The organism is Bacillus sp. B25(2016b) (assembly GCF_001679765.1).
In the GTDB taxonomy this organism is placed as follows: domain Bacteria; phylum Bacillota; class Bacilli; order Bacillales; family Bacillaceae_G; genus Bacillus_A; species Bacillus_A thuringiensis_K.
This window is the reverse complement of sequence record NZ_CP016285.1, coordinates 2,752,063-2,777,500: the sequence shown is the minus strand read 5'-3', so window position 1 is coordinate 2,777,500 and position 25,438 is coordinate 2,752,063. Positions and strand designations below refer to the sequence as shown.

The following is a 25,438-nucleotide window of genomic DNA, read 5'->3' as shown; positions in this document are numbered from 1 at the left end:
CGTATATAAAACTCCCCTTAATCATTTTCGATTTAAGGGGAGTTTGTGTTTAAAGAGTAGATGCCAGATAAGAGGAAAATTTACATAATTCAAATTGTAATTGAAGCAGATTAGGAATTGCTCGTACGTAAGTACAAATATAAAGTGACAGTAAATGCATTATGTTAACAAGTGGAGTTATCATGAATTTTCCATTACGATAACTGTTCATAAATCCGACGAAAATTAATAGCAAAAGGGGGATCGTACAACATTATATCTAAAAAATTAGAAAAGACTTGAACGGAAATTTCATTCATTTTTCTTGGTGTTTCGCATTCCATACACTTAAATAGGATGCATATTCTAATTCATCTGGATTGTCATGTAACATAGAAATGAATTCTAATTTATTTCTATCACAATATAGAAAGTATACACTTGCAGCGGGCATCCACCTTTGGACAATTGGCTCTTGATTTCCTTTTCCTTGACTTCCTATCACTTCTATTCCACGTTCCTCTAACCACGCTTTAGAAGTCATTAAAAACTCTAAATTTACACCAAAAGCAAAATGTCTCAGCTCAAAGTCTTCGATATTATTTACTTCCCATAGTCCAAGCATTTGTTGTTTATTTTCTCCGACCCAAAAGAAAGCCACTCTTTTTTTGGAGAGTTTTCTTGCTAACGTCAATCCTAGCTTGTTTTGATAGAAATTTATTGCCTTTTCTAAATTTCTTACATGTAAATGAGTTTCGTATATGTTCTGTATTATTATGATCATTCCTCTCTTTATTGGTAACTACCAATTGAATAGTAAATGTAATTCTAAAGTTGAAATATGTATAAGCCTAGTAATGTACATCTATATCCGATATACCTATTTACTATTATATTGAAATTGGAATGTGATAAATCCCACTGAGGTAGTAAGTGTTTAAATGAACCCTCTACTACTTTTGTAGGAGAGGGGATATATTCATTAAATTCAGATGAAATCATATTAAAATAATGAAAAAAGACCACACATGAAGTGAAACGCCACGTGTGGTCTTTTTTGTATCGTACAATATTACGAAGTTTCGCTAATTTTAGTTTCACTTTGACTGTTAGTAGCAATTCTTTTCTTAACTTTAAAGTGATAGTACGTGTAACAAAAGATAATAAATGGTACAGTGCAATAGATTCCAAGTCGTTGTTCAGGGATAAAGATAAGACTGATTAATATAATGCCATACAATCCAAAACCAAGAATTGGTACAAGTGGATAAAGTGGAGTTTTAAATTTTAAGTCTTCTAATCTTCCTCCGTCTGCTAAATAATGTTTACGGAAAAAGAATTGAGAAACACAAATTGACATCCAAACAATAATTGTTATGACTCCGGAAATTGAAATGAGCCACAAGTAAACAGTTTCAGCAGCTACTACACTTGTCAAAAGAGAAAAAGCAGAAATAGCTATTGTCATGATTAAAGCGTTGAGAGGAATCCCACGTGATGATAATTTCTTTAAAAATGCTGGAGCCATTTCGTTTTTTGATAAAGACCAAAGCATTCGAGTAGCAGCGTATAGTCCTGAGTTTGCGACAGAAAGAACAGCAGTAAGAATAACAAAGTTCATAATATCAGCTGCATATGGAATACCGAGATTATCAAAAACAGCAACGAACGGGCTTTTTGTTAATCCTGCTTCTTCCCAAGGAATTAAAGCAACAAGAACAAAGATTGCTAAGACGAAGAAAAACATTGTGCGCCATATAATATTTCTAATAGAACGAGGTAAAGTTTTTGCTGGATCTTCACTTTCACCTGCTGCGATTCCGACAAGCTCTGTACCTTGGAAGGAATAATTGACTGTAACCATTGTTAATAGAATAGCTGCAAGTCCATTTGGGAATAAACCACCATGATTTACGAAATTTGAAAATAGCGGAGCTGGTTCGTCGCCTTTTAAATCAATAAAACCGAACATAGCGGCGCCACCAAGAATTATAAAAGCTATAATGGCAGATACTTTTATACTTGAAAACCAAAATTCTGTTTCTGCATAACTACGAGCAGATAATGCGTTAATAGTGAAAATCGTAACGCCAAATATTAAACACCAAACCCAAACAGGAATATCAGGAAACCAGCGCTGCATTGTAATGCCGGCAGTTGTAAATTCAAGACCGGTCGTATTCGCCCAGCTTAACCAATACAACCATCCGATTGTAAAGCCAGTTGCAGGATTGATGAACTTAGTGGCATATTCCTGGAAAGAGCCCGAAACAGGCATGGCTACAGCGAGTTCACCAAGACATAGCATAACGAAATACATTAATAATCCACCTGCCATAAAGGCAAGTACGGATCCACCAGGCCCAGCTTGACTGATAATAAAGCCAGATCCGTTAAATAACCCCGTTCCAATCACACCACCGAGTGCAATCATGAATAAGTGTCTACTTTTCATCGTACGTTTTAATTCATTATTTGTATTGTTTACTTGCGTCATTGTTTTCCTCACTTTCGTAGTTGATAGAATAAAGTTTGATGTTTTTCTGTATTGTGGAATGTATTCCGTGATGTGAAATCTTGTTATAATTTTCAGATAATTAAAAAGAAAAGTCAATATTTTTTTGTTTGCGCTTTCAAATTATTATTGAGTTATGTTTATTTATTTTTAGAAAATTAAATAAACTGATTGATTTCATTTTGAATATTTGTTAAATTGATAGGTAATTGAGCGTACTAACATATTACAAGTCAAGTTGGGGTGAGTTATGGTACAGTCCATTGATCGAGCGATAAGTATTATAAAGTTATTAAATTCTACTAATGAAAAAGAATATTGGGCTATTTCTGATATAGCGGACAGAACACATCTCCCAGTTAGTACAGTACATAGATTACTTAATTCTCTAATCGAGCATGGGTTAGTTACGCAAATTTCAGAAACGAAACAATACAAAATCGGGCCCATGTGGATGGAAATAGGATTACGTCAATTGGAGAAAGTAGACTACAGATCTGTGGCAAGAGAAGTGATGAAGCGATTAGCCTCTGAAGTGGAAGAAAGTGTGTATTTGAACATTCCAAATGGAACACATTCTATTATCATTGAAAGAATTGATAGCCCTTTAAAAATTCGAGTTATTGATAACTTAGGGGAACAGATTCCTCTTTCAATTGGTGCTGCAAATAAAACGATGCTAGCCAATATGAAACAGAATGAAATGGAATATATTGTTGAGCAGCTACTTCCTGCTTTACCAGAACAAAAGCGAATTCTTCTTGATCAAATAAAGCAAATAAGAAACGAAGGATATGCTGTCAGTTATGGAGAAAAAACAGAAGGAACTGCTTCAGTAGCTGCACCAATTATTGGATTTAATCATAATGTAGTGGGAGCATTAAGTGTTGGGTTAATTAGTCATCGTATTAATGAAGATCGACTATCTTTTCTTATTAATAAGGTAAAACAAGCAGCTCATGAAATATCAATAAAAATCGGCAGTACATCAGAACTATAATTTTGATAACTGTCGTCATTTTTTATTCATATACTGGAATTCATTTTCATAATGCGGAAAAATAGGGGGATTTATATGTCAAAGTGGCAATCAAAAGAACAATTGATTCAATTATTAAGCAGTCTAGTTGAAATTCCTAGTATTACAGGTACAGAAGCTGAAGTAATATTGCCAGACTTTGTTGTGGAACAATTATCTGATTTACAGTACTTCAAAGACAACCCACAACATTTGCAAAAAAATCCGACGGGGGACGGACGATATTTTGTTACAGCGCTCGTAAAGAAAAGCGATTGTACAAAAAATACCGTAATTCTAGTTAGTCACTTTGATGTTGTAGATGTACAAGATTACGGAGTATGGAAAGAGGATGCATTCAACCCTAAAAAGTTAACGTCTATGTTTTATTCTCATAAAGATGAACTACCAGCCCATGTACGTGAAGATATAGAACAAGGAGATTGGCTATTTGGTAGAGGAACAATGGACATGAAATGCGGCCTCACGTTACAAATGGCAATGATTGAGCAAGCCTGTGAAGGAAGATTTGATGGAAATGTACTTTTATTAGCTGTTCCAGATGAAGAAGTAAATTCGGTGGGGATGAGGGCTGCTGTTCCAAGATTACTAGAGTTAGCAAAAGAACATGATTTAAATTATAAAACAGTCCTAAATTCAGAGCCTATGTTTGCAAGACATCCTGGTGACCAAAATAAGTATATTTACACGGGTTCTATTGGTAAAGTGTTACCTGGAATTCTTTGCTATGGTAAAGAAACACATGTAGGTGAACCTTTTGCGGGCTTAAATGGTAGTTATATGGCGTCATTAATAACAGCAGAATTAGAGTTGAATACGGACCTTTGTGATATTGTAGAAGGGGAAGCGAGTCCTCCGCCAACTAACTTACTTCAACGGGACTTAAAGGAGGATTATTCTGTACAAATTCCGCATCGTGCCGTTACATTATTTAATTTGTTTTTACTAGAAAAATCAATGACAGATGTCGTTTCATTGTTACGTCAAAAAGTAACGAAAATAGCAGAGAAAATAGAAGAGAAATATGAAAAGCAAGCATATCGTTTTTCTAAATATAATCCGTTTATACCGCCTAATATGAAAGTGAATGTATTAACGTACGAAGAGCTTATCGCTTATGCAATTGAACAACATGGTCAAGCGAAAATAGATGATATTCAATCTAGTATAATAAAAAATAGAGAAGAGAAAGATGATCGTGCGGTAACAATTGATTTAGTAGATAAACTAGCTATTTTATGTAAAGAAAAGGCGCCGATGATTGTACTTTTCTTTGCTCCACCATATTATCCAGCTGTAAGTTCACGCAACGATCCATTAATTAAAGAAGTAGTTGCAGAAATGGAAAAGTATGCACATTACAATCATAACATTACATTTGAAAACCAAAACTATTTTGGAGGAATTTCAGATTTGAGCTATGTGGGCTTACAGAATCCACTACATTCAATGAGTTCACTTGTAGACAATATGCCATTATGGGATAAAGGTTACTCGATTCCACTTCAGGAACTAGAAGAGTTTGACGTTCCAGTATTAAATATGGGGCCGGTAGGAAAAGATGCCCATCAATGGACAGAACGTTTAGATGTAAATTACGCATTTGAAACGCTATTAGACATGTTACCGAAATGCATTGAAAAATTATTAGTTTCTAATAAAATTACACAAGTAAAGTAGTGTGATGAGTAAAATTATTTTAATATAATTAAAAACTAAAACGGCCAAACTCAAGTATATTCGAATTTGGCCGTTTATCATGTAGTGCATTTCTAGTTAAATTCATATGAATTCATAGCTAACATGATCTCTTTTATCGTTTTATTTTTTTTGTTTGGCTAGACAGTTCAATAGACTTTTGCGTACAGCGCTGCATAGCTGAAATGATGGCTGTGCGTAAGCCTTTTTCCTCTAATGTTGCTACAGCTTCTATCGTTGTTCCGCCAGGAGAACAAACCATATCTTTCAATTCACCTGGATGTATTCCTGTTTCTAGTACCATTTTTGCAGACCCTAATACAGCTTGAGCAGCGAATTTATATGCTTGATTTCTAGGCATACCATCTAGTACAGCAGCATCTGCCATCGCCTCTATAATCATATATACGTATGCTGGTGAAGAACCGCTTACTGATGTAACAACATCCATTAATTTTTCACTTACAATCTCTGCTTGACCAAAGCTATTGAAAATGTTTAGCACATCTTCTAAATCTTTTTCTGTCACCATTTCATTAGGGCATAACGCAGACATTCCTTCTCCAACAAGAGCAGGTGTATTAGGCATTACTCTTACAACTTTTAATTTTTTATCAAAAGCTTCTTCAGTACTTTTAATGCTTTTGCCGGCAGCGATCGTTACGACGATAACATCGTTTTTGATGACTTCTTTTATTTCGTTAATGACCGCTGCGTATAGGTCCGGTTTAATTGATAAAATTAAAATATCAGCATTTTTAGCTACCTCATTATTGTCAGTAGTTGTAGTTAGCCCATATTTTTCGTTAGCATGTTTTAAATTCGTAGTGTTTAAATCCGAACAAATAACATGATTTGCAGACACTACCTTTTTGTTTAGCATTCCGCCAATGATAGCCATTCCCATATTTCCGCATCCGATGAATCCAATTTGTTTATCCATAATAACTCAATCTTGCTCCTTTTTAATAAATTATATTATTTCGAAATTGTTATCTTAAAATAACAATAACATCTCCATGCAATATAAAGAAACATTCTAAGAGAATATATTCCTTTTTGCAACAGTAAAAGATAAAAATGAATTATATTCGACATTCTGTAAATATATACACTATAATGTAAGGTATTATGTTTATGAATATGAGTTGCAGTTATATCAATTTGTATTTCCATTCAGTAGGGCAATCATTTCATACAAGAACTTGTCGCTCTATTTATTTTTTAAAATACCTCTTGACACCAAATCAAACTATATCGCATAATATAAAAAAATTAAACCGAAAATCGTTGAAGGGAAATAGTACATATGTCTTCTTGCGAAAGAGAGTGGAATTCACCGGCTGAAAGATTCCTCGTATAGAATATATCGAACCTATCCCTGAGTCTTAAATGAAAGTTTAGGCGTTCGCCTGCGTTATAGGCGCCAAGTGGATATCTATGTATATCAATTAAGGTGGTACCGCGGAACAATGACCGTTTCGTCCTTTTTATTTTATTAAGGGCGAAGCGGTCATTTTTATTTTGCTCTTGAATAGGCTAGGTGCAGCAATAATGAGAATAGAAATGACTGAAAGCTGTATGAATAAAAGTGTAATGTATAAAAAACTTTGATTTTAGATTTGGGGGATACAAAAGTGAAAAAACAACGAGTTGTCGTTAAGATTGGGAGCAGCTCCTTGGCAGATAGTCACGGAGGCATTTCTAAAGAACAACTTTCAGATCATGTTGCCGCATTGGCTCGATTGAAAGAGGAAGGACATGAAGTTTTGTTAATTACATCTGGAGCCGTTGCTGCAGGTTTTTCTGCTCTAGGATATCCAAGTAGACCTGTGACAATTAAAGGAAAACAGGCTGCTGCAGCTGTCGGACAAAGCTTGTTAATGCAGGCGTACACGGAGGAATTCCGTAAATATGGTATTGTAACTGCGCAATTATTGCTGACGAGAAGTGACTTTTCTAGAAAAGAACAATATAGTAACGCTTACGCTACTTTAGGAGAGTTATTAAACCGTTCTGCTCTTCCAATCATTAATGAAAATGATTCCATTTCTTTAGAAGAGCTAACGTTCGGTGATAATGATATGCTGTCAGCTTTAGTAAGCGGACTTGTTTCGGCGGATATGCTGATGATTTTTACAGATGTGAACGGTTTATATGACAAAAATCCTCAGAAAAATGAGGATGCAAAAAAATATTATTTCCTTCCTGAAGTTACAGAAGAAATCGCTTCTCTTGCAGGAGATGCTGGCTCAAAACTTGGGACTGGCGGAATGAAATCAAAAATCGATGCTGCAAAGACAGCACTCTCTCTTGGTGTGAGTGTATTTATCGGAACAGGACGTGGACAAGAGAAATTTGTAGATGTTTTAAAGGGCAAAGGTGATGGAACATATATCGGAAATGCTCCTCAAAAAGAAATGAAGATGAACAAGCAATGGATCGCGTTGCATTCGCTCGTTAGCGGACAAATTGAAGTAGACGCCGGAGCAGCTATTGCTATCATTCAGCATGGTAAGAGTCTTCTTCCTGCCGGCGTTACAAATGTGTCAGGATTTTTCAAAGTTGGTGATGTCGTAGAAGTAATGACGCAACAAGGGCGCGTAATTGGAAAAGGACAATGCACATATGGCGCAGAGGAATTAAGAGAGATAAAAGGTATGCAAAGCCAACATATTCAAGCAAGAGGCGAAAGACATAATTATGAAGTCATTCATAGAGATTATTGGGTTTCACTTTAAGAATAGTGATGTTAAAAAGGAGGAAACAAAAATGAATGAAGTGTTGGCAAAGGGAAAAAAAGCCAAAGAAATTGCTAGAGAACTTGTACTAAAATCTACAAGTCAAAAAAACGAAGCACTTGCTGCCATTGCTGATCAGTTAATAGTAGAAGCAGCTTATATTTTAGAGGAAAACAAACGAGATATCGAAGAAGGTAAGGCAAAAGGATTTTCTGATTCACTCCTTGATCGTCTAATGCTGAATGAACAGCGTATTATTGATATGGCAGAGGGAATTAAGCAATTAATTGAATTACGTGATCCTGTTGGAGAATGTGTAAGCAAATGGGAGCGACCAAATGGACTATTTATTCAGGAGATGCGTGTACCACTTGGTGTTGTTGGTATGATTTATGAGGCAAGGCCAAATGTAACAGTAGATGCTGCTACAATTTGTTTAAAGACAGGAAACGCAGTTATATTACGTGGTAGTTCTTCTGCTATCAATTCTAACAAAGCTATTGTTGACGTTATTCACCGGGCGCTTAAACAAACAAGCTTGCCTCCAGAAAGTGTACAGCTCATAGAAGACACAACACGGGATAGCGCAAAGCAGTTGTTTACAATGAATGATTACTTAGACGTTCTTATTCCAAGAGGTGGCAAACAATTAATTGATACGGTAGTGAGAGAAGCATCTGTTCCAGTACTTGAAACGGGTGCAGGAAATTGTCATATTTTCATTGATGAAACAGCGAATAAACAAATGGCAATTGATATTATTATAAATGCAAAAACGCAGCGTCCATCTGTATGTAATGCCATTGAAACGATTGTACTTCATGAGAAGTGGGCGCGGCGATATGGTAGCGAGTTGTTTTCTACTTTGAAGGAAAGCGGCGTGGAGTTACGTGGTGATCAGAAAGCATTGGTAATTGATTCTTCAATAGTACTTGCTTCAGAAGAAGACTGGGGTACAGAATTTTTATCACTCATGCTGGCAGTGAAGGTAGTTTCTTCTATAGAAGAAGCGATTCATCACATAAATACGTATGGATCTATGCATTCCGAAGCGATTATTTCAGAAAACGAGGAAAACGTCAGCAAATTCTTCACAGCTGTAGATGCGGCTGCACTGTATCATAATGCGTCAACTCGTTTTACTGATGGATCTGAATTCGGATTCGGCGCAGAAATTGGCATCAGTACACAAAAGCTACACGTAAGGGGACCAATGGGGCTTCCTGCATTAACTTCTACAAAATATGTGATTCGTGGAAATGGTCAAATTCGAAAATAAAAATAGAAGACACTCAATTCGATTGGGTGTCTTTCGTTTTAAAGAATGTTTACCATACAAATAGTCCAACAAGCATAGCGCTTAATAAAGAAACCGCCATTCCGCTAACAAGAAGCTTCCAAACATTTTTACCGATGACTGATGATTTTTCTCCGCCAAATAATGAATTGTAAGTTCCGTAAATCATACCTACTGTACTAAAGTTAGCAAAAGAAGCTAGAAATGTTGTTGCAACCGCAATCGTATGTGGTTGTAGCGACTTTAAGTTTGATTTTAAATACATCATTGCAACAAATTCATTCGTCGTTATTTTGATCCCCATTAATTCAGCTACATACATAGCATCACTGCCTGATAAACCGAGTAAAAATGCAAAAGGACTAAAGATAATGGAGAAGATTTTTTGAATTGTTAACCCTGTTACAAAAAATCCTAAAATCCCATTTAAACATGCTGTTAAAGCTACATAACCAATTACCATAGCTAAAATAACGATAACCATATTCATCCCAACTAACATACTGTTTGAAATAGTAGAAAAGAAATCCTTTTTTTCATGTTTTGAAGGTGTGTAAACAACGTCTTCTTCTTTCGAAACTTCCACAGGATTTAATACATTGGCTAAAATTAATGCGTTAATACAGTTTAATGGGATTGCGCTGAAAATATATGTTGCTGGAACCATTGATAAATAAGCACCAAGAATGGATCCGCTAACGCTACTCATACTCATAATTCCAAAAGTTAATAATCGATTTTCTTTTAAAACAGATAATTGATCACGAACAACCGCAAGTGCTTCGGTGTTTCCTAAAAACATCATTTGAATCGAAAAGAAACTTTCTAACTTTGGTAAACGAGAAATCTTTGAAATAACTGCACCTACTTTATCAATAATCCAAGTTAAGATTCCGAAATAAGAAAGAATATCGAAAAAAGTAATAACAAAAATGATAGGAAGTAACGCACTAAAGAAGAAATCAATGTGCTGACTTTCCATAGCTGAAGGAAATGCAAATCGAATACCTTCATTCGCACATGCTAGTAGCCAACTGAAAAATGACGCAATTTTATTAATGATAATACTGCCGAGCTTTGTGCCTAACATAAACCACGTAATAAAAAGCTCCAATAGGATGAGAATTACAATTGGTCTCCATTTTATATGTTTTTTATTAGGCGAACATAAGAAAACGATTAATATGACAACGAAAATCCCTAACATATTCAATATGAAATACATGTCAACAACTCCTTGAGGCTTATTATTTGTATATAAAAAAGCCTCTATTCTTCCAAATTTGGATTATGATCAGAAGTTATGAAGAAGGTAAATGATGTTTGGGATTCACGTATTTTAATTTGCTTTATTTTGAGCAATCGCAGTAATTACAAAACAAGTAGCTATTTTCAATTGCTTTGTTGGATATTAAACGTATGCGATTTTAAACATCGTTTATCTCGGATTAACGGGCAGTAAGACTTCCACCTCAAAATTCAGGGAAAGCAAAGAAGTGAGGTGGGGATGGGCTGCCGCAAAATCCCGATTGGTAAGAGCTGATTAAAATTTCACTTTATAAATAAGAACGGTGAGTTGGCCATGAACCTTGAAGTTTCCGAAGCTGTATAATTTGTCCTGTATGATAAGCATCATGCAAAAGGATATTCATATATTGTTGCCAAACTGGTAGAGAAGGACTTAGTTGATCTAGTTCTGCTTCTTGAAGGGAGGTTAATGAAGATTGTAAGGCATCATGTACTTGAAGCGTTCGCTTTACTGTTTGTTGCCAAGCGTTATCATCATTAGGCTCACCTTGGATAAAGGTTTCATCATTATTTTGTGGAGCAACAAATGTGTTGTCTTCATGTAAGCGGGAAAGTAGGCGTTCTTTAAAGATTAATAAATGGTTCACATTTTCCCAAATCGTATTACTGGCAGCACCTTCTGGTTGCCAACATGCTTGTTCAGCAGTAAGATTTTTTAACGCTTCTGATATTGGTGGGTACCATTCTTCTTCGTAAAAAACTTGTTGAACTCCATTTTGCAACATTTCTTTTCTCCCCATTCGTATAGCCTCCTATTCATTTTTCTTAATAAAATCAATTCTCTTTTCTCTTCAATAAACCTTCTTTATAGCTGATCAAGAGAAGGAAATGCAATGTATAAAAGAGGCATTAAAAACTTTCATTTTTAATAATCAAGGTTTTAATTGAGTCAGAATAAAAAAGAGTATAAATCTTTTCTATTTGCTCATTGATTAGAATATTTTTAAAGTTGTAATATAATTCTAAAAATATAGAAGGTATAATTCGATAAAAATAGAATTAATATATAGCAAACAAGGAGGGATAAAAATGGAGGTCTATCACATAACGAGTAGAAAGAGAGAAACTTATAACGTTCAAGTGAAATATTCGATACTTTTCGAATGTGCACTTGGCATTGCTGCGATTACTCATAAGCGGTTAATTGATACTCTTGAAAAGAGTCAAAATGAATGGGAAGAAATTAAGAAATCATTAACAGAAGAAATGAGAGAGCACTTACAGTTTGTAGAGGAACATAATACGTGGAAAGCGTTACTTCAGTTGTTGTATAAAGGGGAGTTTCAGGAAATATCACAGTTTCATACTAAAATCAATGCGCTTTCAGAAGTAGATTTGAAATATATATGTTTACCGTTTTTAGGCGAGAAGCATGAAAAGAAAAGACATTTAGCAGCGAGTGGAGACGTAACTGCAATACATGAACTAGAGGAACTAACGCAGGATCATCAGTTTTTCTCTACGTATATTCGTTTTATATGTAATGTGGATGTACAAGTGCTGAAACCTCATTTAATCGCTGTAATGACAGGTTGGTATGAGAGTGTTATTCAGAAAGAGGAAGAGAAAATACTTTCTATATTACAAAGAGACTATGAAGCGAAAAATGAGATGAATAAAAAGATGAAACCGGAAGAGTTCGTCGAGTGGGCGACTGGCGGTGTGAACTATATCCCAGAACCAAGTGTTCATAATGTACTTCTTATCCCGCAAATGACGTACAGACCGTGGAATATTGAGGCGGATATTGAAGATACGAAAGTATTTCATTACCCAGTTGCAAACGAAAGCATCCATCCTGAAGATCTATATGAACCGAATTATTTTTTAGTTCAAAAACATAAGGCGCTTGGGGATGAAGCAAGGTTACGCATTGTAAAAATGTTGTTTGAAAAAGAAAGAACATTGCAGGAAATTACAGAAAGACTGCAACTCGGTAAATCGACTGTACACCATCATTTGAAATTGTTACGTGTAGCGAAGTTAGTAGATATACATGACGGGAAATATGTATTAAGAAAGAAAGCAGTACAGTCGTTAGCGAAAGAATTAGATATGTTTTTGAATAGATAATTAACAACGAGAATGTACATAGAGGGAGGAATATAAAAGAAAAGTTGGTGTATGAAATTGAAAAATGTATTGAAAAATCGTTCTTTTTCATGTGGATAGGTAGCGCGATTTCAGAATTGGGCGGGGCTTTCGGAACGTTATGTAATTCGATTCTTGTTTATGAATTAACAGGGTCAAAAACAGCTTTAAGTAGTATGTGGCTATTATATTTCATCCCATCACTCATACTGCAATTAATAAGTGGCCCATTTATTGATAAATGGAGCCGGAAGTGGATTATGATTTTTTCACAATGGATACGAGCATCCGTATTCTTATTACCTTGGGTAATGCTAATTTCCGGTAGTTTAAAAGTTTGGCATATTTATGTTGTTCAAATTGTAGTGGGACTTATTACACCTCTTTATACACCTGCGAGTCAGGCAATTACACCGAGCATTGTAAGTAAAGAACAACTTCAAGACGCAAATGCGTATATTGATGGAATGACTCGTCTCATGATGTTTCTTGCGCCAGTATTAGGTGGAGTAGTCATTCATTTCATTGGAACAGAACTTACATTATCTTTCGTATGTATTTGTCTATTTGTTAGTGGTGCTTTCTTACTTTATATAAAAGAAAAGAGAACTACAACAGATATACGAAAAACGTGGCTAGAACAATTCCTTCAAGGTTTTACATATTTTTTTACAAAACCAATCATCGTTTGGCTCGGTATATTTCTTACTTTTGTGCAGTTTGGAGTAGGGGTAACAATGGTCACAAATCTTCCTTATATAAAAGACGAGCTGTCAGCAGGATATGCAGAGTACGGCTATTTCATGGCAGGTTTTCCACTTGGCTATGTAATTGGCTCAGTATTAGTCGGAAAAGTAACATATAAAAGCCGGCGTATACTTATGCTTGGAGGATTGTTTATAGGAGGACTCACATACATTTCATTAGGGTTCAATCATAGTATTATTATTGCAATAATAATTGAAGTAATAGCAGGGATTTGTATTGCATTTTTCAATGTTTATAACACAACAATATGCCAACAAACCGTGCCGAATAATATGATAGGACAAGTATTTTCAGTGCGTTTATTTTTCATACGATCCGCTATGCCGTTAGGTGTGTTAGTAGGGGGAATATTGAGTGAAATGTGGGGAGTAAGAGTGCTATATTTAATCATCGGTGCAATTATATGTGTCACCTCTTTAATAGGAATGTTACTTCCATATTTCAAATTTTTAGATGAGGCGATAGAAAAGAAATCAGCATAATTCAAAAAATTAAAACTTTACAATTGAAAATAATTATCATAATCAATTATAATAGAAGAATAGTAGTATTCGTATTACAAAGAGGGAGTGGGATATATGTTTATCGAAACGAAAACATTTACAGTAAAAGAAGGTACATCAAATATAGTTGTAGAACGTTTCACTGGAGAAGGTATTATTGAAAAATTTGAAGGCTTTATCGACTTGAGTGTTCTTGTGAAAAAAGTAAGACGAGGAGACGAAGAAGTTGTCGTTATGATTCGCTGGGAATCGGAAGAAGCATGGAAAAACTGGGAAACAAGTGAAGAACACTTAGCTGGACATAGAGCGGGCCGTGGTAAACCAAAACCAGATCATATTATTAATGTGGATCATGCGGTTTATTATGTGAAATCATCGAAAGCGGCTTATCAACAGTCGTAATATACAAGCAGAGGATACATGTTGTAGAAGCAAACATGTATCCTCTTTTTTAATACTGGGGGATGGGAATGATAGAAAATTTTTCATTCATTTAAAAAAAGTTCTAGGCTATAGAAAAAATATTAGACTTATAAAGCATGGTCTTAGATGGAACGCTTGAATATCTTGTCTTACATATTTAAGTGTTATGAAAATGAGTCTATATACCCTCTGTTTAAAAGGAGATGAGTACATGAAGCTGAATCATTTAAATTTATGTGTTGATGATTTATCCCGCATTAACGGGCAGTAAGACCCCCACCTCAAAATTCAGCTAAAGAAAAGAAGTTAGGTGGGGGATCAACTGCTCGTAAAAGCCCGATTGATTCAACTAATAATCAGTGGGGGATGAATAAAACCCCACTAATTAAAGTTTCACTTTATCAGAAGCGACATATTTCTTTGAAACATTTTTTGATTTTCAATTTTTGGAGCAAAAGGGAAAGGCACTAGTAGTGATGAGAGTTGATTTATACTTGTACTAAGTGATCCAAAGGCATTTAAGGGGAATAAGGAAGTTACGTATCCGGAAGCTTTTCATATTGGTTTTTTAGTGGATACATCAAGTGAAGTGGATCAAGCGTATAATCGTTTAGTAGCCGGCGGCATTGAAATAGACAAGGAACCTTATTCGATGAGAGGTAGTAGTTATGGTTTTTATTTTACAGTATTTAATGGCTTATTAATTGAAGTGTCTTGTCTTGATTATAGAGAAGATAAGAAAGTTTCAAAGCTTAATAGTGATCATCAAGAGTAATCATTTGAAGGTGTATAAAATTTAAATATGTATCATATTAGAAGACGGATTAAGAAAGTTTCACTGTAAAGTAAAAAAGACAGACTAATAAATAGTCTGTCTTTTCACATTAATTGTTCACGTCATTATAAAGTTCAAGCGCCTCTTTCACATTCAATCCATTTTTCACAATACCATGTATCGCTTGAATCATCGCAGCAGGATGTTCAGATTGCCATATGTTCCGGCCCATGTCTACGCCGATTGCACCTTCTTGCAGTGCATTGTACGTAATGTTTAATGCATCTTCAATTGAATCTAGTTTTGGGCCGCCCGCGATGACAACTGGGGCAGGGCATGTACTCGTTATTTTTTCGAATCCTTCGCAGTAATACGTTTTAATAATATCAGCACCCATTTCAACACATACGCGGGAAGCAAGTGCTAGAAAGCGAGCTTCACGTTTTTGTAATTCTTTTGCGACTGCGGTAATGCCGAGTACAGGTAGGCCGTAATCGTGAGCTTCAGAGACTACATTTGCGAGATTCGAAACAGTTTGTGTTTCATAGTCTGATCCGACAAAAACAGAAACGCCAACGCCAATTGCGTTTTGCTTCACTGCTTCTTTCACAGGTGTAACAATTGTTTCATTCGCTAAATCTTTACCGACGACAGTAGCGCCGCCAGATACACGCATAACCATCGGTGTGCTGCAGTTTTCAGGAATGCAGGAGCTAAGTACACCACGCGTTAAAAAGAGAGAATCCGTGTAAGGAAGTAAGTTTTTAACAGTTTCAAGTGGCTGTTCAAGCCCGTGGATTGGCCCTAAAAAGTAGCCGTGATCTATCGCTAACATTACCGCTCTGCCATCAGGTAAAATTGTATTTAATCGATTTTTAAATCCCCAAGTCATTCCAAATCACTCCTTCGTTAATGTTGGATTTTCCTTTTGTACTGTATCTTTATTTGGTAAATGTGGTGACTTTATAAAAACAGCTTTAAAAGGTTTGTCAGAATGGTTAATCAGATAGTGAGATTCATGAGGGCGAACTTGCAGGACATCACCTTGTTTAATCGGAACTCTTTCGTTATTTACATAGAAGTCTATTTCACCTTCTAACGCATAAAAAACTTCTTCACACGTTGTATGGTAATGATTTTGAAACTCTTGCCCAGGCTGAATGACAACAAGACCAAGATCAATATTCGGGCCTTGTATTAAATATTTCGGCCCGTTATCACCGAAGCGATAGGAGAAATCATTTTCATTCGCTTTTAACATACAGTTCACTCCTTTATGTAAATGTGTTACAGTGCACCAGGCGCAATCCACATATGTGTTGTAAGTCCTTTATCAGCTAAAGCGAGCTGACTGCTATACACGGTTTTCCATGTTTCATAGAATTCCTTGTATAGCTCGTGATTTTCAGTGATTGGTTCAAATGTATTTTCCCACTGTACAAATTGTTCGGCAGTCTCTTCCATAGATGAATATATGCCAGTGCCAACTCCAGCAGCAATTGCAGTTCCTAAAGCAGCTGCTTCTTTCACAACTGGTACTTTTACAGGAATGCCGAGAACGTCTGATAGAATTTGTGGCCATAGTTGCCCTTTAGCGGCACCGCCAGCAAAAATGACTTCAGAAGGGAATGTACCAGTAAGATTTTCAATTAGTTTTAAGTTTCCAAGTGTAACAAAGGCGGCATTTTCTTCAATAGCACGGAACATTTCTTTTTTTCCGCATTTGTCAGCGTCTAAACTTAAATTTAAGAATGAAGGTGCGGCATGACGCCAAGAAATGTAGTTCATAACGTTTGAAAAAGTTGGGATAATACCATATGAACCGACAGGTACGTCTTTCGCTTGTTCTTCTAATAATTCATAAGCGTCTACACCGAGTTTTTCAGCGAGCTTTTTTTCTTCTTGGCAAAAAGCGTCTCGAAACCAACGCATAACGAGGCCAGGGAAAAAGGCAATCGTTTCATATTGCCAAAGGTTCGGAACGACGTGACAATTTACTCGAATTGCAGCATTTGGATCCGTTGTTGACTCTGCAATATTCACTTCCTGTTGCCAAAAGCTGCCGCCGCATATTAAAGTTTGATTTGGTTTTACGACTCCAGCCCCGAGTGCTGCCATTTGAGCATCACCGCCGCCAGCGACGACAGGAATCCCTTCAAGTAAACCAGTTAGTGCTGCACACTCTTTTGTAACATTACCAATCACAGTGCCAGCTTCATTTACTTTTGGTGAAAATGGCAAAGATATACCACACTCTTTAGCGACATCGTTATCCCAATTTCTATTTTGTAAATCAAAGATTCCAGACGTACAACCGTTGGAAGGGTCGATTTGCAGTACGCCGCTTAATTTATACAAAATCCAATCATTTAACATCGTAAAGGAGTGAATATTGTTGTAGACGTCTGGTTCATGTTTTTTAATCCAAAGTAGGCGAGGTAAAGCACCTAATGAAAAAGTTTGACCAGATCTAGTATATAAATCTTCTTCAAGATGTGACCGTATTTCTTTTAGCTCACTAACTTCAGCGGATGCACGGCCATCAACATTTGCACAAGCCCAAATTTCTTGCCCATTTTTATCATATAAAACAAAACCTTCCCGCATACTAGTAGCACTAATAGCTTGAATAGAAGAAGGCGTGACATTACTTCTTTGTAAAACTTCTTTCGTGCATTGTTGTACTAGCTTCCAGTTTTCTATTACATCAAAATTCATAGAACCTGGGTAACGAGGATCCGTATTATGAACCCATTCTTTTTGACTGACCGCAATTTGATTACCTAGTAAATCAAAAAGAACAGCTCGAATGCTTCCTGTACCAGCATCAAAAGCTAATAAATGAGACATTAACAATCACCATCCTTTCGTAATAAGGAGAGGGCCGTTTCCTCATCGGTAATTAATGTATGAATGAACTTTCCCTTTAAGGCACCATAAATTGCATCTATCTTTTCTGTACCTCCAGCAACACCAACGACATGATTCATATTGCGCAAAATAGAGAGAGGCGTGCCAATTAGACGATTGTGATGCGAGAGCTCTAATAAATCACCATTCGTATTATAAAACTGTCCTAAAATATCGCCCGCCCCGTTTTGACTTCGAATATATGTCATTTCACGTAGCGTTAATTTTTCTTCTTTTACAATCGTAGCGTCTTGAGATAACCCGCCAATACCGACAACTGCTGTATGTGCAAGTGAAGCGACATGAAGCATATCTTTCACACTTGGTTCTGATAAAATACTTTGTGCCATTTCAGTAGAAGATGCTAGAAAAGGAGTAGGAATAATATGAAGATCACCTTGCATGTAGTGTAAATAGTTTTGTTTTCTTGGGAGATAGTGGTTTACTCCGCCTGTTAGCGTTACGAATGAAAGATTAATAGAACTTTCAAAATGAATGTTTTCTAGCATTTTACTTATCGTTTCACCCCAGCCGATGCCGAGTAAATCACCTTGTTGGAGATGAGTCTCTAAATATTGTGCAGCGGCTTTTCCGAGAGAAGTAGCATAATTGTTTATTGGAGTAGGGATAATGAAAGCATCTTTTAAGTGGAACTTTTTCATTAAGTCACGTTCAATGCTCAAGCAATGCAAACCGGTTCCTTTTACGTGAAATGTAACGATACCTTCACTGCGTGCCTTATCTAATAACCGGACAACCTTATTTCTTGAAATATGAAGAAGTGAAGCAATCTCTTGTTGTGTTAATTGATCTTTATAATAGTACCAGGCTACTTTAGTTAATAAATTTTCTTCAAAGTTCAGCTGTGACATACTCTTCATCCCTTTCAACAATTGACCAATGCTTAAACATATGTGTCACATATTTTGTTTATTCCAGTTGAAACGATTAATAGTACATTGAAAAAAGTGTTCTAGATATGAAAAAAGGAATATACAATGCTACAAAACAAGTAGAACAAATAATCATTTTCTCAAAAAATGTTCTGGGTAAAGGCAGGTGACATCATGTGGAGAATGTGCCCTTATTACAAGTGAAGAAAATGAGTAAGGCGTTTTCGAATCAACTTGTGCTAAAGGAAGTGAACTTACAAGTAGAGCATGGTGATATATACGCTTTAGTTGGTGGAAATGGCGCCGGGAAATCGACATTAATGAAAATATTAATGGGGTTATATTCGTATGATAGTGGAGAAATGTATGTGAAAGGAAAGAGACAGCAGTTTGCAAATCCAAAAGAAGCACACCAAGAAGGGATTTATTTAATACCACAAGAACCGCTCATTTTTCCGCATATGACCATTGAAGAAAATATATGTATTGGGTTAAAAGAAAAGAAAAAGAAACTAAAAGTACAGATTCAGCAATTGATTAACAGCTTAGGATGGGATATTGACCTTAATAAACTAGGAGGAACATTATCGATTGCGCAACAACAGTTAGTAGAAATCGTTAGAGGATTAATAAGAGAAGCTGAGATTCTTATTCTAGATGAGCCAACATCGACATTAACAACACATGAAATTAAGAGTCTTTTTGTGTTGATGAAAAGTTTACAAGAAAAAGGAATTGGGATGATTTATATTACGCATCGATTTCCAGAAATCTTTGAAATTGCCAGCAAAGTAGCAATACTACGTGATGGAATGGTTGTAAGCCAAGGTGATGTATGTGACTATACATATGACATGCTGATGGAGGGACTATTGCCAAAAGGATATAAACAGAAAGAGAAAATAGAAGTAGTTCAAGAGACAGCAAAGACGAAAAAAATATTAGAAGTGGTTGATATAAATGGTCACGCATTCGAAAATATATCATTCACTGTACATGCGGGTGAGGTTGTAGGTGTTGCTGGCATTATAGGATCTGGCAGAACGGAATTAGCAGAAGCGATATTTGGATTGAAAACTATAAAATCAGGGTCTATCTTATTGGGTGGAAAATCAATTGATACGTGTTCTTTCCATAAAAGGCTAGACGAAGGACTAGTTTATGTGCCAGAGGATAGGGCGAGGAATGGAATTTTCTCAATTGCTTCTGTTAAAGAAAATATTGCAGCAGCAAGTTTATATCAAAATAATCGCTTTTTTATAAATCAAGAAAAAGAAAGCGCTTTAGTTAATTCGTTTATAGAACAGTTCCGAATTGTTGTACAGAATATGAATAAAGAATTGGCATCTTTATCAGGAGGTAATCAGCAGAAGGTCGTGCTTGCGAAGTATCTTGCATGTAATCCTAAAATTATTATTCTTGATGAGCCGACTCGCGGAATTGATGCGAAAGCAAGGCTTGAAGTGTATGAGACGATAAAAAAAATGAAAAGGGAAGGACTCGCAATTTTATTAATCTCTTCAGATGTTGAAGAAATTGTCCAATTAGTAAACCGTGTATATGTAATGAGAAATGGGCGATTTGTTTCTCATATGGAAAAAGAACAACTGAGTGTGAATGAAGTTACACGCTTTGCATACGGAGGTGTAACGGAATGAAACGCATGTTAAAAATGCATGAAACGTCTATCATACTGTTACTACTAATTTATATAGCCATTGTCGGTATAATAAATCCTAGTTTTGTTCAGTTTAACTCGTTATCTTTAATAATGAAATCAAGCGTTATTTTAGTCGTTCTAGCAATTGGCCAATCGTTCGTTTTATTTACGAAAAATATAGACGTATCAGTTGGCTCAATTATGGGATTAAGCGCGGCAGTTTGCGGGATGTTGTTAACGAACGGGTATAATGCATTCTTGTCAATTTTTGCTGCTGTAATGCTTGGTGCTAGTATTGGTTTCATAAACGGGATTGGCGTTGCAAAGTTTCGGGTACCAGCCATTATTATGACATTAGGGATGCTAGGAATTGTTAGGGGTGCAATGTTAATCTTCACAGGCGGGAAGTGGATTGAAGATATTCCAAATAATTTTAAGAAACTTTCATCTATCGTCATACTTGGTCTGCCGATAACTGTATGGGGTATTCTAATTGTTTTATTACTACTATATTTCTTTTTAAGGAAGGTACCTTACGGAAGATACTTCTATGCGGTAGGTGACAATGAAGATGGTGCGAGACTCATTGGTATACCTGTTAATCAAGTGAAGATAAATGCGTTTATTGTATCGGGCATAAGTGCGGCAATCGCTGGTTGCATATTTGTTATGAATATCGGGTTCGTTCCAAATCAAACTGGTACAGGAATAGAACTACAGGTGATTGCAGCTGCTGTGCTAGGAGGAATTCATCTAAAAGGAGGAACAGGTTCTATATTTGGAGCTGCACTAGGAGCATTGTTTTTAGAAGTGATAAGCAGTTCACTTATCTTTTTAAAAATACCAGCATTTTGGAATAATGCTATTTCAGGTTTTTTACTATTACTTATTATCATATTAGATAGCGTCATGAAGAAGTGGAAAGCAGAAAGGAGAATGAATCTATGAAGTATTTTTACAGATGGGAAGGTGTTTTAATCATATTACTTCTTATAGAATTCATTCTCTTTAGTTTTATAAACAGCAATTTCTTAAATATTAGTAATCTCCTTTTTAGTACAAATGATTTTCTATTCATAGCAATCGCGGCAATTCCAATGACTTTCGTTATTGTAACAGGAGGAATTGACGTATCTGTAGGATCAATTATGGGGCTAACCTCGATTTTAATTGGTGTGTTTTGGATGAATGGAATTCATATTTTACTAGCAGTAATAATGGCACTTATAGTCAGTTGCTTAGCAGGAGCTTTAAACGGAATCATTATAAAATTGACAGATGTAGAACCACTAGTCGTTACACTCGGAACGATGTTTTTATACGGAGGAATTGCACTCGTCATTTCAGGAGGGGCAGGTGCTTCTGGATATGAAGGGATAAGCGGTTTACCTGATACTTATGTACAACTAGCAAATGGTAGTTTTATAGGAATACCCAATTTATTATGGCTACTTATTTTATTAACAATTGTATGCACGATTTTGTTTCACCGAACGATATATGGGCGCCACGTAAAATTAACAGGCGCGAATGAAAATACAGCAAAATACACCGGGATTAAAACGAGAAAAGTAGTAATCATTGCTTACATACTTTCTGGGTTAGGAGGTGGATTAGGAGGAGCTTTCTTAACTGCATATTTCAGTTCTGCACGTGCTGATATAGGAAGCGAAACAATATTACCAATCATTACAGCAGTCGTCTTAGGCGGTACACTTATTACAGGCGGAAAAGGAAGCATTATCGGTACTGTACTGGCGAGTATTTTCATTGGGCTCATGCAGTATGGCTTGCAAATGACGGGTTTAACAAATGAACAATCTAACGTAGTTATTGGTATTATCCTTATTCTTTCAGTTATTATGAGACATTTCAAATTACATCAATTTTTAGCGGGAAAAAGACAGAGTTTGCATAAGGGGGAAATGTCATGAAGAGAAAACTAGGGATTGTATTGATCGTATGTATTTGCCTAATTGGTTTAATAGCTTGTTCCAGTCAAACGGTAGATAAGAAAAAAGCGGATGATGTGAAATTTGCATTTATTCCGAAATTAACAGGAGTTGGCTTCTTTACATCGGGTGGTGAAGGAGCAAAGGAGATGGGAGATAAGCTAGGCGTGCAAGTGAAGTATGATGGACCGTCTGAAGCGAGTGTTTCAGGGCAAGTTAAATATATAAACAATTTCATTAATCAAAACTATGATGCGATTATGGTTTCATCTACGTCAGTGGATGGGCTATCGCAATCACTGCAACGTGCTAAGAAAAAAGGAATGACCGTCTTAACGTGGGATTCTGATGTGAATCCGAAAGATCGTTCTTTTTATATAAGCCAAGGAACACCAGACCAACTTGCTAACTTATTAATTGAAATGACTTCCAAGCAAATTGGAGATAAAGGGAAAGTAGCATTTTTTTATTCTAGTCCAACAGTAACAGATCAAAACCAATGGGTAACGAAAGCGAAAGAAATTATTAAAAAGAAATATCCGAACTGGGAAATTGTAACGACGCAGTACGGTGAAAATAATGCACAAAAATCTTTATCCGTAGGGGAGAACATATTAAAAACGTATCCAGATATTAACGCAGTTATTTGTCCAGATGCAACAGCACTCCCAGCCATGGCGCAAGCAGCTGAAAACTTAAAAATGGATAAAAAAGTAGTGGTAACTGGATTTTCTACACCGAACGTTATGCGTGATTATATAAAACGAGGAACAGTACAACAATTCGGATTATGGGATGTCAAACAGCAAGGTGCTCTCGCAACGTATGTAGCAAATGAAATTGTTGTAAAAGGGAAGAAGTTAAAAGTAGGGGATAGCTTCGAAGTAAAAGGAATTGGAAAAGTGAAAGTAGAGCCAAACTCCATCCAAGGATATGATTATGAGGCGGAAGGAAACGGAATTATCGTATTGCCAGAGCGAGTTGTATTTACGAAAGAGAATATTGATAAATATAATTTCTAGTAACGAAAAAACGTCCGAATATATCGGACGTTTTTTTATTTCTTCATTAGTTATGAACTGTTTCTTTTTCATTTAATCCAAGTGTACGACCAGTCGAAGTGTGTAGATCTTGGAACAATCTTGGATTTTCTGTTAGTGAAATGCCGTAAGAAGGAATCATTTCTTTTATTTTTTCTTCCCATTCTACCATGCGGCTTGGGAAACATTTTTCTAATACTTCAAGCATGACGTGAACAGCAGTAGAAGCACCTGGTGATGCGCCTAGTAATGCGGCGATTGAGCCGTCAGCTGCACTTACTACTTCTGTACCAAATTGAAGTGTTCCTTTACCGCCAGCATCAGTATCTTTAATTACTTGTACACGTTGTCCAGCAACTACAATATCCCAATCTTCACTTTTCGCGTTCGGAATGAATTCGCGTAATTCTTCCATACGTTTTTCATGTGATAACATAACTTGCTGAATTAAGTATTTTGTAAGTCCCATTTCTTTTACACCAGCGGCTAACATCGTTAAGACGTTATTCGGTTTTACAGAACCGATTAAGTCAAGATTTGAGCCAGTTTTTAAGAATTTAGGTGAGAAGCCTGCGAATGGTCCAAACAGTAAAGCTTTTTTATTGTCTATATATCTCGTATCTAGATGAGGTACAGACATTGGCGGAGCGCCAACTTTAGCTTTACCGTACACTTTCGCATGATGCTGCTCTACAACTTTTTGGTTTTTACATACCATAAATAGTCCACTTACCGGGAATCCTCCGATATGCTTTGATTCAGGGATACCAGTCTTTTGAAGTAGAGGTAGACTACCGCCACCGCCGCCAATAAAGACGAATTTAGCAGTATGATGCTCAATTTTACCACTATTCATATCGTGTACTTTTACTTCCCACAAACCATTTTTCGTGCGCTTAATATTTTCGACACTATGCTTGTAGTTTAGCTCGACATTTTTTGTTTTTAAGTAATCAAACAACATACGTGTTAATGCACCGAAGTTAACATCTGTTCCAGAGTCAATCTTCGTTGCCGCCATCGGTTCATTAGATGTGCGGCCTTCCATAATGAGTGGAAGCCATTTTTTTAATGTTTCAGGAGCATCAGAAAATTCCATTCCTTGAAACAGTGGATTTTTTGAAAGCGCTTCAAAACGGTTTTTTAGAAATTCAACATTTTTTTCCCCTTGTACTAAACTCATATGAGGTAGTGGCATAATAAAATCTTGTGGATTACGAATTAATTTGCTCTTTACAAGATATGCCCAAAATTGTCTTGAAAGCTGGAATTGCTCATTCACTTTTACAGCCTTACTAATATCTATAGATCCGTCAGCTTTTTCGGAAGTATAGTTCAGTTCGCATAGCGCAGAATGCCCTGTACCTGCATTATTCCATTCGTTAGAGCTTTCTTCCCCGGCACTTGCGAGTTTTTCAAAAACTTTAATTTCCCATTCTGGTGCTAATTCTTTTAGTAATGAGCCTAACGTTGCACTCATAATTCCTGCACCAATTAAGATAACGTCTGTTTTTTGCTGCATGTTGCTCATGATAATCTCTCCATCCCCTATATTGGCAAAAAAGTGTAGGTGTTTTCTATGTCTAAGCCGTAAAAGAGAAACACCGCCTAGGCGCCACCTAGGTGTATACCTTTTTTGTCTCAATTATATAACCATCTCATACTCTATTATAATAATTAATAGACTAAAATATCTAGTGTTATCTGATAATTTTAAACTATTTAACGTTTTATTCGCTAAAAATCTTATTTAACAAGCTCTTTTAAGGTGGTAAATAGAAAAAAATTACAGTTTGAAATTATCTCGAAAAAGCTTACGTATCCTTAAGTGACTAGATCGAGTACC

At 36.0% G+C, this 25,438-nt stretch carries 21 protein-coding genes, 1 pseudogene and 1 other annotated feature; of the genes and pseudogenes, 12 read left to right on the top strand and 10 right to left on the bottom strand.

What is annotated here, in order from left to right; translation table 11 throughout:
• Positions 1–295: 295 nt before the first annotated feature.
• Together BAQ53_RS14200 and BAQ53_RS14195 are read right to left on the bottom strand one after the other, a co-directional pair.
• Positions 296–754: a VOC family protein gene (locus BAQ53_RS14200; RefSeq protein WP_208906952.1), complete on the bottom strand. Its 459-nt coding sequence runs from the start codon at positions 752–754 to the stop codon at positions 296–298.
• Between the two features lie 297 nt (positions 755–1,051).
• Positions 1,052–2,476 (bottom strand): amino acid permease, encoded by a 1,425-nt coding sequence (locus BAQ53_RS14195; RefSeq protein ID WP_208905554.1) that lies wholly within the window; start codon positions 2,474–2,476, stop codon positions 1,052–1,054.
• Between the two features lie 268 nt (positions 2,477–2,744).
• Here BAQ53_RS14195 and BAQ53_RS14190 point away from each other — a divergent pair, with 268 nt between their 5' ends.
• Positions 2,745–3,494 (top strand): IclR family transcriptional regulator, encoded by a 750-nt coding sequence (locus BAQ53_RS14190; RefSeq protein ID WP_208905552.1) that lies wholly within the window; start codon positions 2,745–2,747, stop codon positions 3,492–3,494.
• Between the two features lie 75 nt (positions 3,495–3,569).
• On the top strand, positions 3,570–5,213 hold the full coding sequence (locus BAQ53_RS14185; RefSeq protein ID WP_244161460.1) for a M20/M25/M40 family metallo-hydrolase: 1,644 nt from the start codon (positions 3,570–3,572) through the stop codon (positions 5,211–5,213).
• A gap of 133 nt (positions 5,214–5,346) precedes the next feature.
• Here the strand turns inward: BAQ53_RS14185 and proC are convergent, their stop codons facing one another.
• Positions 5,347–6,174, bottom strand: coding sequence for a pyrroline-5-carboxylate reductase (proC, locus tag BAQ53_RS14180; RefSeq protein WP_208905548.1), 828 nt, complete (start codon positions 6,172–6,174; stop codon positions 5,347–5,349).
• 338 nt (positions 6,175–6,512) lie between these two features.
• Positions 6,513–6,723: a binding site (T-box leader), on the top strand.
• Between the two features lie 145 nt (positions 6,724–6,868).
• Here proC and proB point away from each other — a divergent pair.
• Together proB and BAQ53_RS14170 are read left to right on the top strand one after the other, a co-directional pair.
• Positions 6,869–7,972: a glutamate 5-kinase gene (gene proB, locus BAQ53_RS14175; protein WP_208905541.1), complete on the top strand. Its 1,104-nt coding sequence runs from the start codon at positions 6,869–6,871 to the stop codon at positions 7,970–7,972.
• A 31-nt stretch (positions 7,973–8,003) separates the two neighbouring features.
• Complete coding sequence (locus tag BAQ53_RS14170; protein WP_208905539.1) at positions 8,004–9,251, top strand: glutamate-5-semialdehyde dehydrogenase; 1,248 nt, start codon at positions 8,004–8,006, stop codon at positions 9,249–9,251.
• A 49-nt stretch (positions 9,252–9,300) separates the two neighbouring features.
• On the opposite strand, the gene BAQ53_RS14165 is transcribed toward BAQ53_RS14170, so the two are convergent.
• Positions 9,301–10,494, bottom strand: a complete 1,194-nt coding sequence (locus BAQ53_RS14165; RefSeq protein WP_208905531.1) for a NupC/NupG family nucleoside CNT transporter — start codon at positions 10,492–10,494, stop codon at positions 9,301–9,303.
• A gap of 331 nt (positions 10,495–10,825) precedes the next feature.
• Entirely contained in the window at positions 10,826–11,317 is a 492-nt protein-coding gene (locus BAQ53_RS14160; protein WP_208905529.1) for a DinB family protein, read from the bottom strand.
• A 289-nt stretch (positions 11,318–11,606) separates the two neighbouring features.
• Here BAQ53_RS14160 and BAQ53_RS14155 point away from each other — a divergent pair, with 289 nt between their 5' ends.
• From BAQ53_RS14155 to BAQ53_RS14140, 4 genes and pseudogenes are all read left to right on the top strand, one after another.
• Positions 11,607–12,650, top strand: coding sequence for an ArsR/SmtB family transcription factor (locus BAQ53_RS14155; RefSeq protein WP_208905522.1), 1,044 nt, complete (start codon positions 11,607–11,609; stop codon positions 12,648–12,650).
• An 89-nt stretch (positions 12,651–12,739) separates the two neighbouring features.
• A complete protein-coding gene (locus BAQ53_RS14150; RefSeq protein ID WP_208906951.1) occupies positions 12,740–13,918 on the top strand; it encodes an MFS transporter in 1,179 nt (392 codons plus the stop codon).
• 96 nt (positions 13,919–14,014) lie between these two features.
• Positions 14,015–14,341, top strand: a complete 327-nt coding sequence (hmoA, locus tag BAQ53_RS14145) for a heme-degrading monooxygenase HmoA (RefSeq protein WP_000469496.1) — start codon at positions 14,015–14,017, stop codon at positions 14,339–14,341.
• Between the two features lie 419 nt (positions 14,342–14,760).
• Positions 14,761–15,137, top strand: a pseudogene (locus BAQ53_RS14140) (VOC family protein); the annotation flags it as partial.
• Between the two features lie 109 nt (positions 15,138–15,246).
• Here BAQ53_RS14140 and lsrF read toward each other — a convergent pair.
• Genes lsrF through BAQ53_RS14120 form a run of 4 tightly spaced genes read right to left on the bottom strand, consistent with a single transcriptional unit; the run spans position 15,247 to position 18,919 of the window.
• Positions 15,247–16,029 carry a 3-hydroxy-5-phosphonooxypentane-2,4-dione thiolase gene (gene lsrF, locus BAQ53_RS14135; RefSeq protein WP_208905520.1) on the bottom strand — a complete coding sequence of 261 codons (783 nt, stop codon included), beginning with the start codon at positions 16,027–16,029 and terminating at the stop codon, positions 15,247–15,249.
• 6 nt (positions 16,030–16,035) lie between these two features.
• On the bottom strand, positions 16,036–16,398 hold the full coding sequence (locus BAQ53_RS14130) for a cupin domain-containing protein (protein ID WP_000909983.1): 363 nt from the start codon (positions 16,396–16,398) through the stop codon (positions 16,036–16,038).
• 26 nt (positions 16,399–16,424) lie between these two features.
• The gene (lsrK, locus tag BAQ53_RS14125) at positions 16,425–17,987 is read right to left on the bottom strand and encodes an autoinducer-2 kinase (RefSeq protein WP_208905518.1); all 1,563 of its coding nucleotides are present in this window, start codon (positions 17,985–17,987) and stop codon (positions 16,425–16,427) included.
• Complete coding sequence (locus tag BAQ53_RS14120) at positions 17,987–18,919, bottom strand: sugar-binding transcriptional regulator (RefSeq protein WP_000080661.1); 933 nt, start codon at positions 18,917–18,919, stop codon at positions 17,987–17,989. Before BAQ53_RS14120 ends, lsrK begins: the two co-directional genes overlap by 1 nt.
• Before the next feature lie 197 nt (positions 18,920–19,116).
• On the opposite strand from BAQ53_RS14120, the gene BAQ53_RS14115 reads away from it, so the two are divergent.
• Genes BAQ53_RS14115 through lsrB form a run of 4 tightly spaced genes read left to right on the top strand, consistent with a single transcriptional unit; the run spans position 19,117 to position 23,574 of the window.
• Positions 19,117–20,598 carry a sugar ABC transporter ATP-binding protein gene (locus BAQ53_RS14115; RefSeq protein ID WP_208905516.1) on the top strand — a complete coding sequence of 494 codons (1,482 nt, stop codon included), beginning with the start codon at positions 19,117–19,119 and terminating at the stop codon, positions 20,596–20,598.
• A complete protein-coding gene (locus BAQ53_RS14110; protein ID WP_046945991.1) occupies positions 20,595–21,548 on the top strand; it encodes an ABC transporter permease subunit in 954 nt (317 codons plus the stop codon). The genes BAQ53_RS14115 and BAQ53_RS14110 overlap by 4 nt, the downstream gene beginning before the upstream one ends.
• Positions 21,545–22,534 carry an ABC transporter permease gene (locus BAQ53_RS14105; RefSeq protein WP_000873529.1) on the top strand — a complete coding sequence of 330 codons (990 nt, stop codon included), beginning with the start codon at positions 21,545–21,547 and terminating at the stop codon, positions 22,532–22,534. Before BAQ53_RS14110 ends, BAQ53_RS14105 begins: the two co-directional genes overlap by 4 nt.
• A complete protein-coding gene (gene lsrB / locus BAQ53_RS14100) occupies positions 22,531–23,574 on the top strand; it encodes an autoinducer 2 ABC transporter substrate-binding protein LsrB (RefSeq protein WP_000823666.1) in 1,044 nt (347 codons plus the stop codon). The genes BAQ53_RS14105 and lsrB overlap by 4 nt, the downstream gene beginning before the upstream one ends.
• 46 nt (positions 23,575–23,620) lie before the next feature.
• Here lsrB and BAQ53_RS14095 read toward each other — a convergent pair whose 3' ends face one another.
• Positions 23,621–25,123, bottom strand: a complete 1,503-nt coding sequence (locus BAQ53_RS14095; RefSeq protein WP_000069138.1) for a malate:quinone oxidoreductase — start codon at positions 25,121–25,123, stop codon at positions 23,621–23,623.
• Between the last annotated feature and the right edge of the window lie 315 nt (positions 25,124–25,438).

Excerpts from the sequence above, each read along its gene's own strand:
- BAQ53_RS14165 (WP_208905531.1), bottom strand. The coding sequence starts at position 10,494 with ATGTATTTCATATTGAATATGTTAGGGATTTTCGTTGTCATATTAATC.
- lsrK (WP_208905518.1), bottom strand. The coding sequence starts at position 17,987 with ATGTCTCATTTATTAGCTTTTGATGCTGGTACAGGAAGCATTCGAGCT.
- BAQ53_RS14105 (WP_000873529.1), top strand. The coding sequence starts at position 21,545 with ATGAAGTATTTTTACAGATGGGAAGGTGTTTTAATCATATTACTTCTT.
- BAQ53_RS14110 (WP_046945991.1), top strand. The coding sequence starts at position 20,595 with ATGAAACGCATGTTAAAAATGCATGAAACGTCTATCATACTGTTACTA.
- hmoA (WP_000469496.1), top strand. The coding sequence starts at position 14,015 with ATGTTTATCGAAACGAAAACATTTACAGTAAAAGAAGGTACATCAAAT.
- BAQ53_RS14150 (WP_208906951.1), top strand. The coding sequence starts at position 12,740 with ATGTGGATAGGTAGCGCGATTTCAGAATTGGGCGGGGCTTTCGGAACG.
- BAQ53_RS14120 (WP_000080661.1), bottom strand. The coding sequence starts at position 18,919 with ATGTCACAGCTGAACTTTGAAGAAAATTTATTAACTAAAGTAGCCTGG.
- BAQ53_RS14190 (WP_208905552.1), top strand. The coding sequence starts at position 2,745 with ATGGTACAGTCCATTGATCGAGCGATAAGTATTATAAAGTTATTAAAT.
- BAQ53_RS14095 (WP_000069138.1), bottom strand. The coding sequence starts at position 25,123 with ATGAGCAACATGCAGCAAAAAACAGACGTTATCTTAATTGGTGCAGGA.
- BAQ53_RS14160 (WP_208905529.1), bottom strand. The coding sequence starts at position 11,317 with ATGGGGAGAAAAGAAATGTTGCAAAATGGAGTTCAACAAGTTTTTTAC.
- BAQ53_RS14195 (WP_208905554.1), bottom strand. The coding sequence starts at position 2,476 with ATGACGCAAGTAAACAATACAAATAATGAATTAAAACGTACGATGAAA.
- BAQ53_RS14155 (WP_208905522.1), top strand. The coding sequence starts at position 11,607 with ATGGAGGTCTATCACATAACGAGTAGAAAGAGAGAAACTTATAACGTT.
- BAQ53_RS14170 (WP_208905539.1), top strand. The coding sequence starts at position 8,004 with ATGAATGAAGTGTTGGCAAAGGGAAAAAAAGCCAAAGAAATTGCTAGA.
- lsrF (WP_208905520.1), bottom strand. The coding sequence starts at position 16,029 with ATGACTTGGGGATTTAAAAATCGATTAAATACAATTTTACCTGATGGC.
- BAQ53_RS14130 (WP_000909983.1), bottom strand. The coding sequence starts at position 16,398 with ATGTTAAAAGCGAATGAAAATGATTTCTCCTATCGCTTCGGTGATAAC.
- BAQ53_RS14185 (WP_244161460.1), top strand. The coding sequence starts at position 3,570 with ATGTCAAAGTGGCAATCAAAAGAACAATTGATTCAATTATTAAGCAGT.
- proC (WP_208905548.1), bottom strand. The coding sequence starts at position 6,174 with ATGGATAAACAAATTGGATTCATCGGATGCGGAAATATGGGAATGGCT.
- lsrB (WP_000823666.1), top strand. The coding sequence starts at position 22,531 with ATGAAGAGAAAACTAGGGATTGTATTGATCGTATGTATTTGCCTAATT.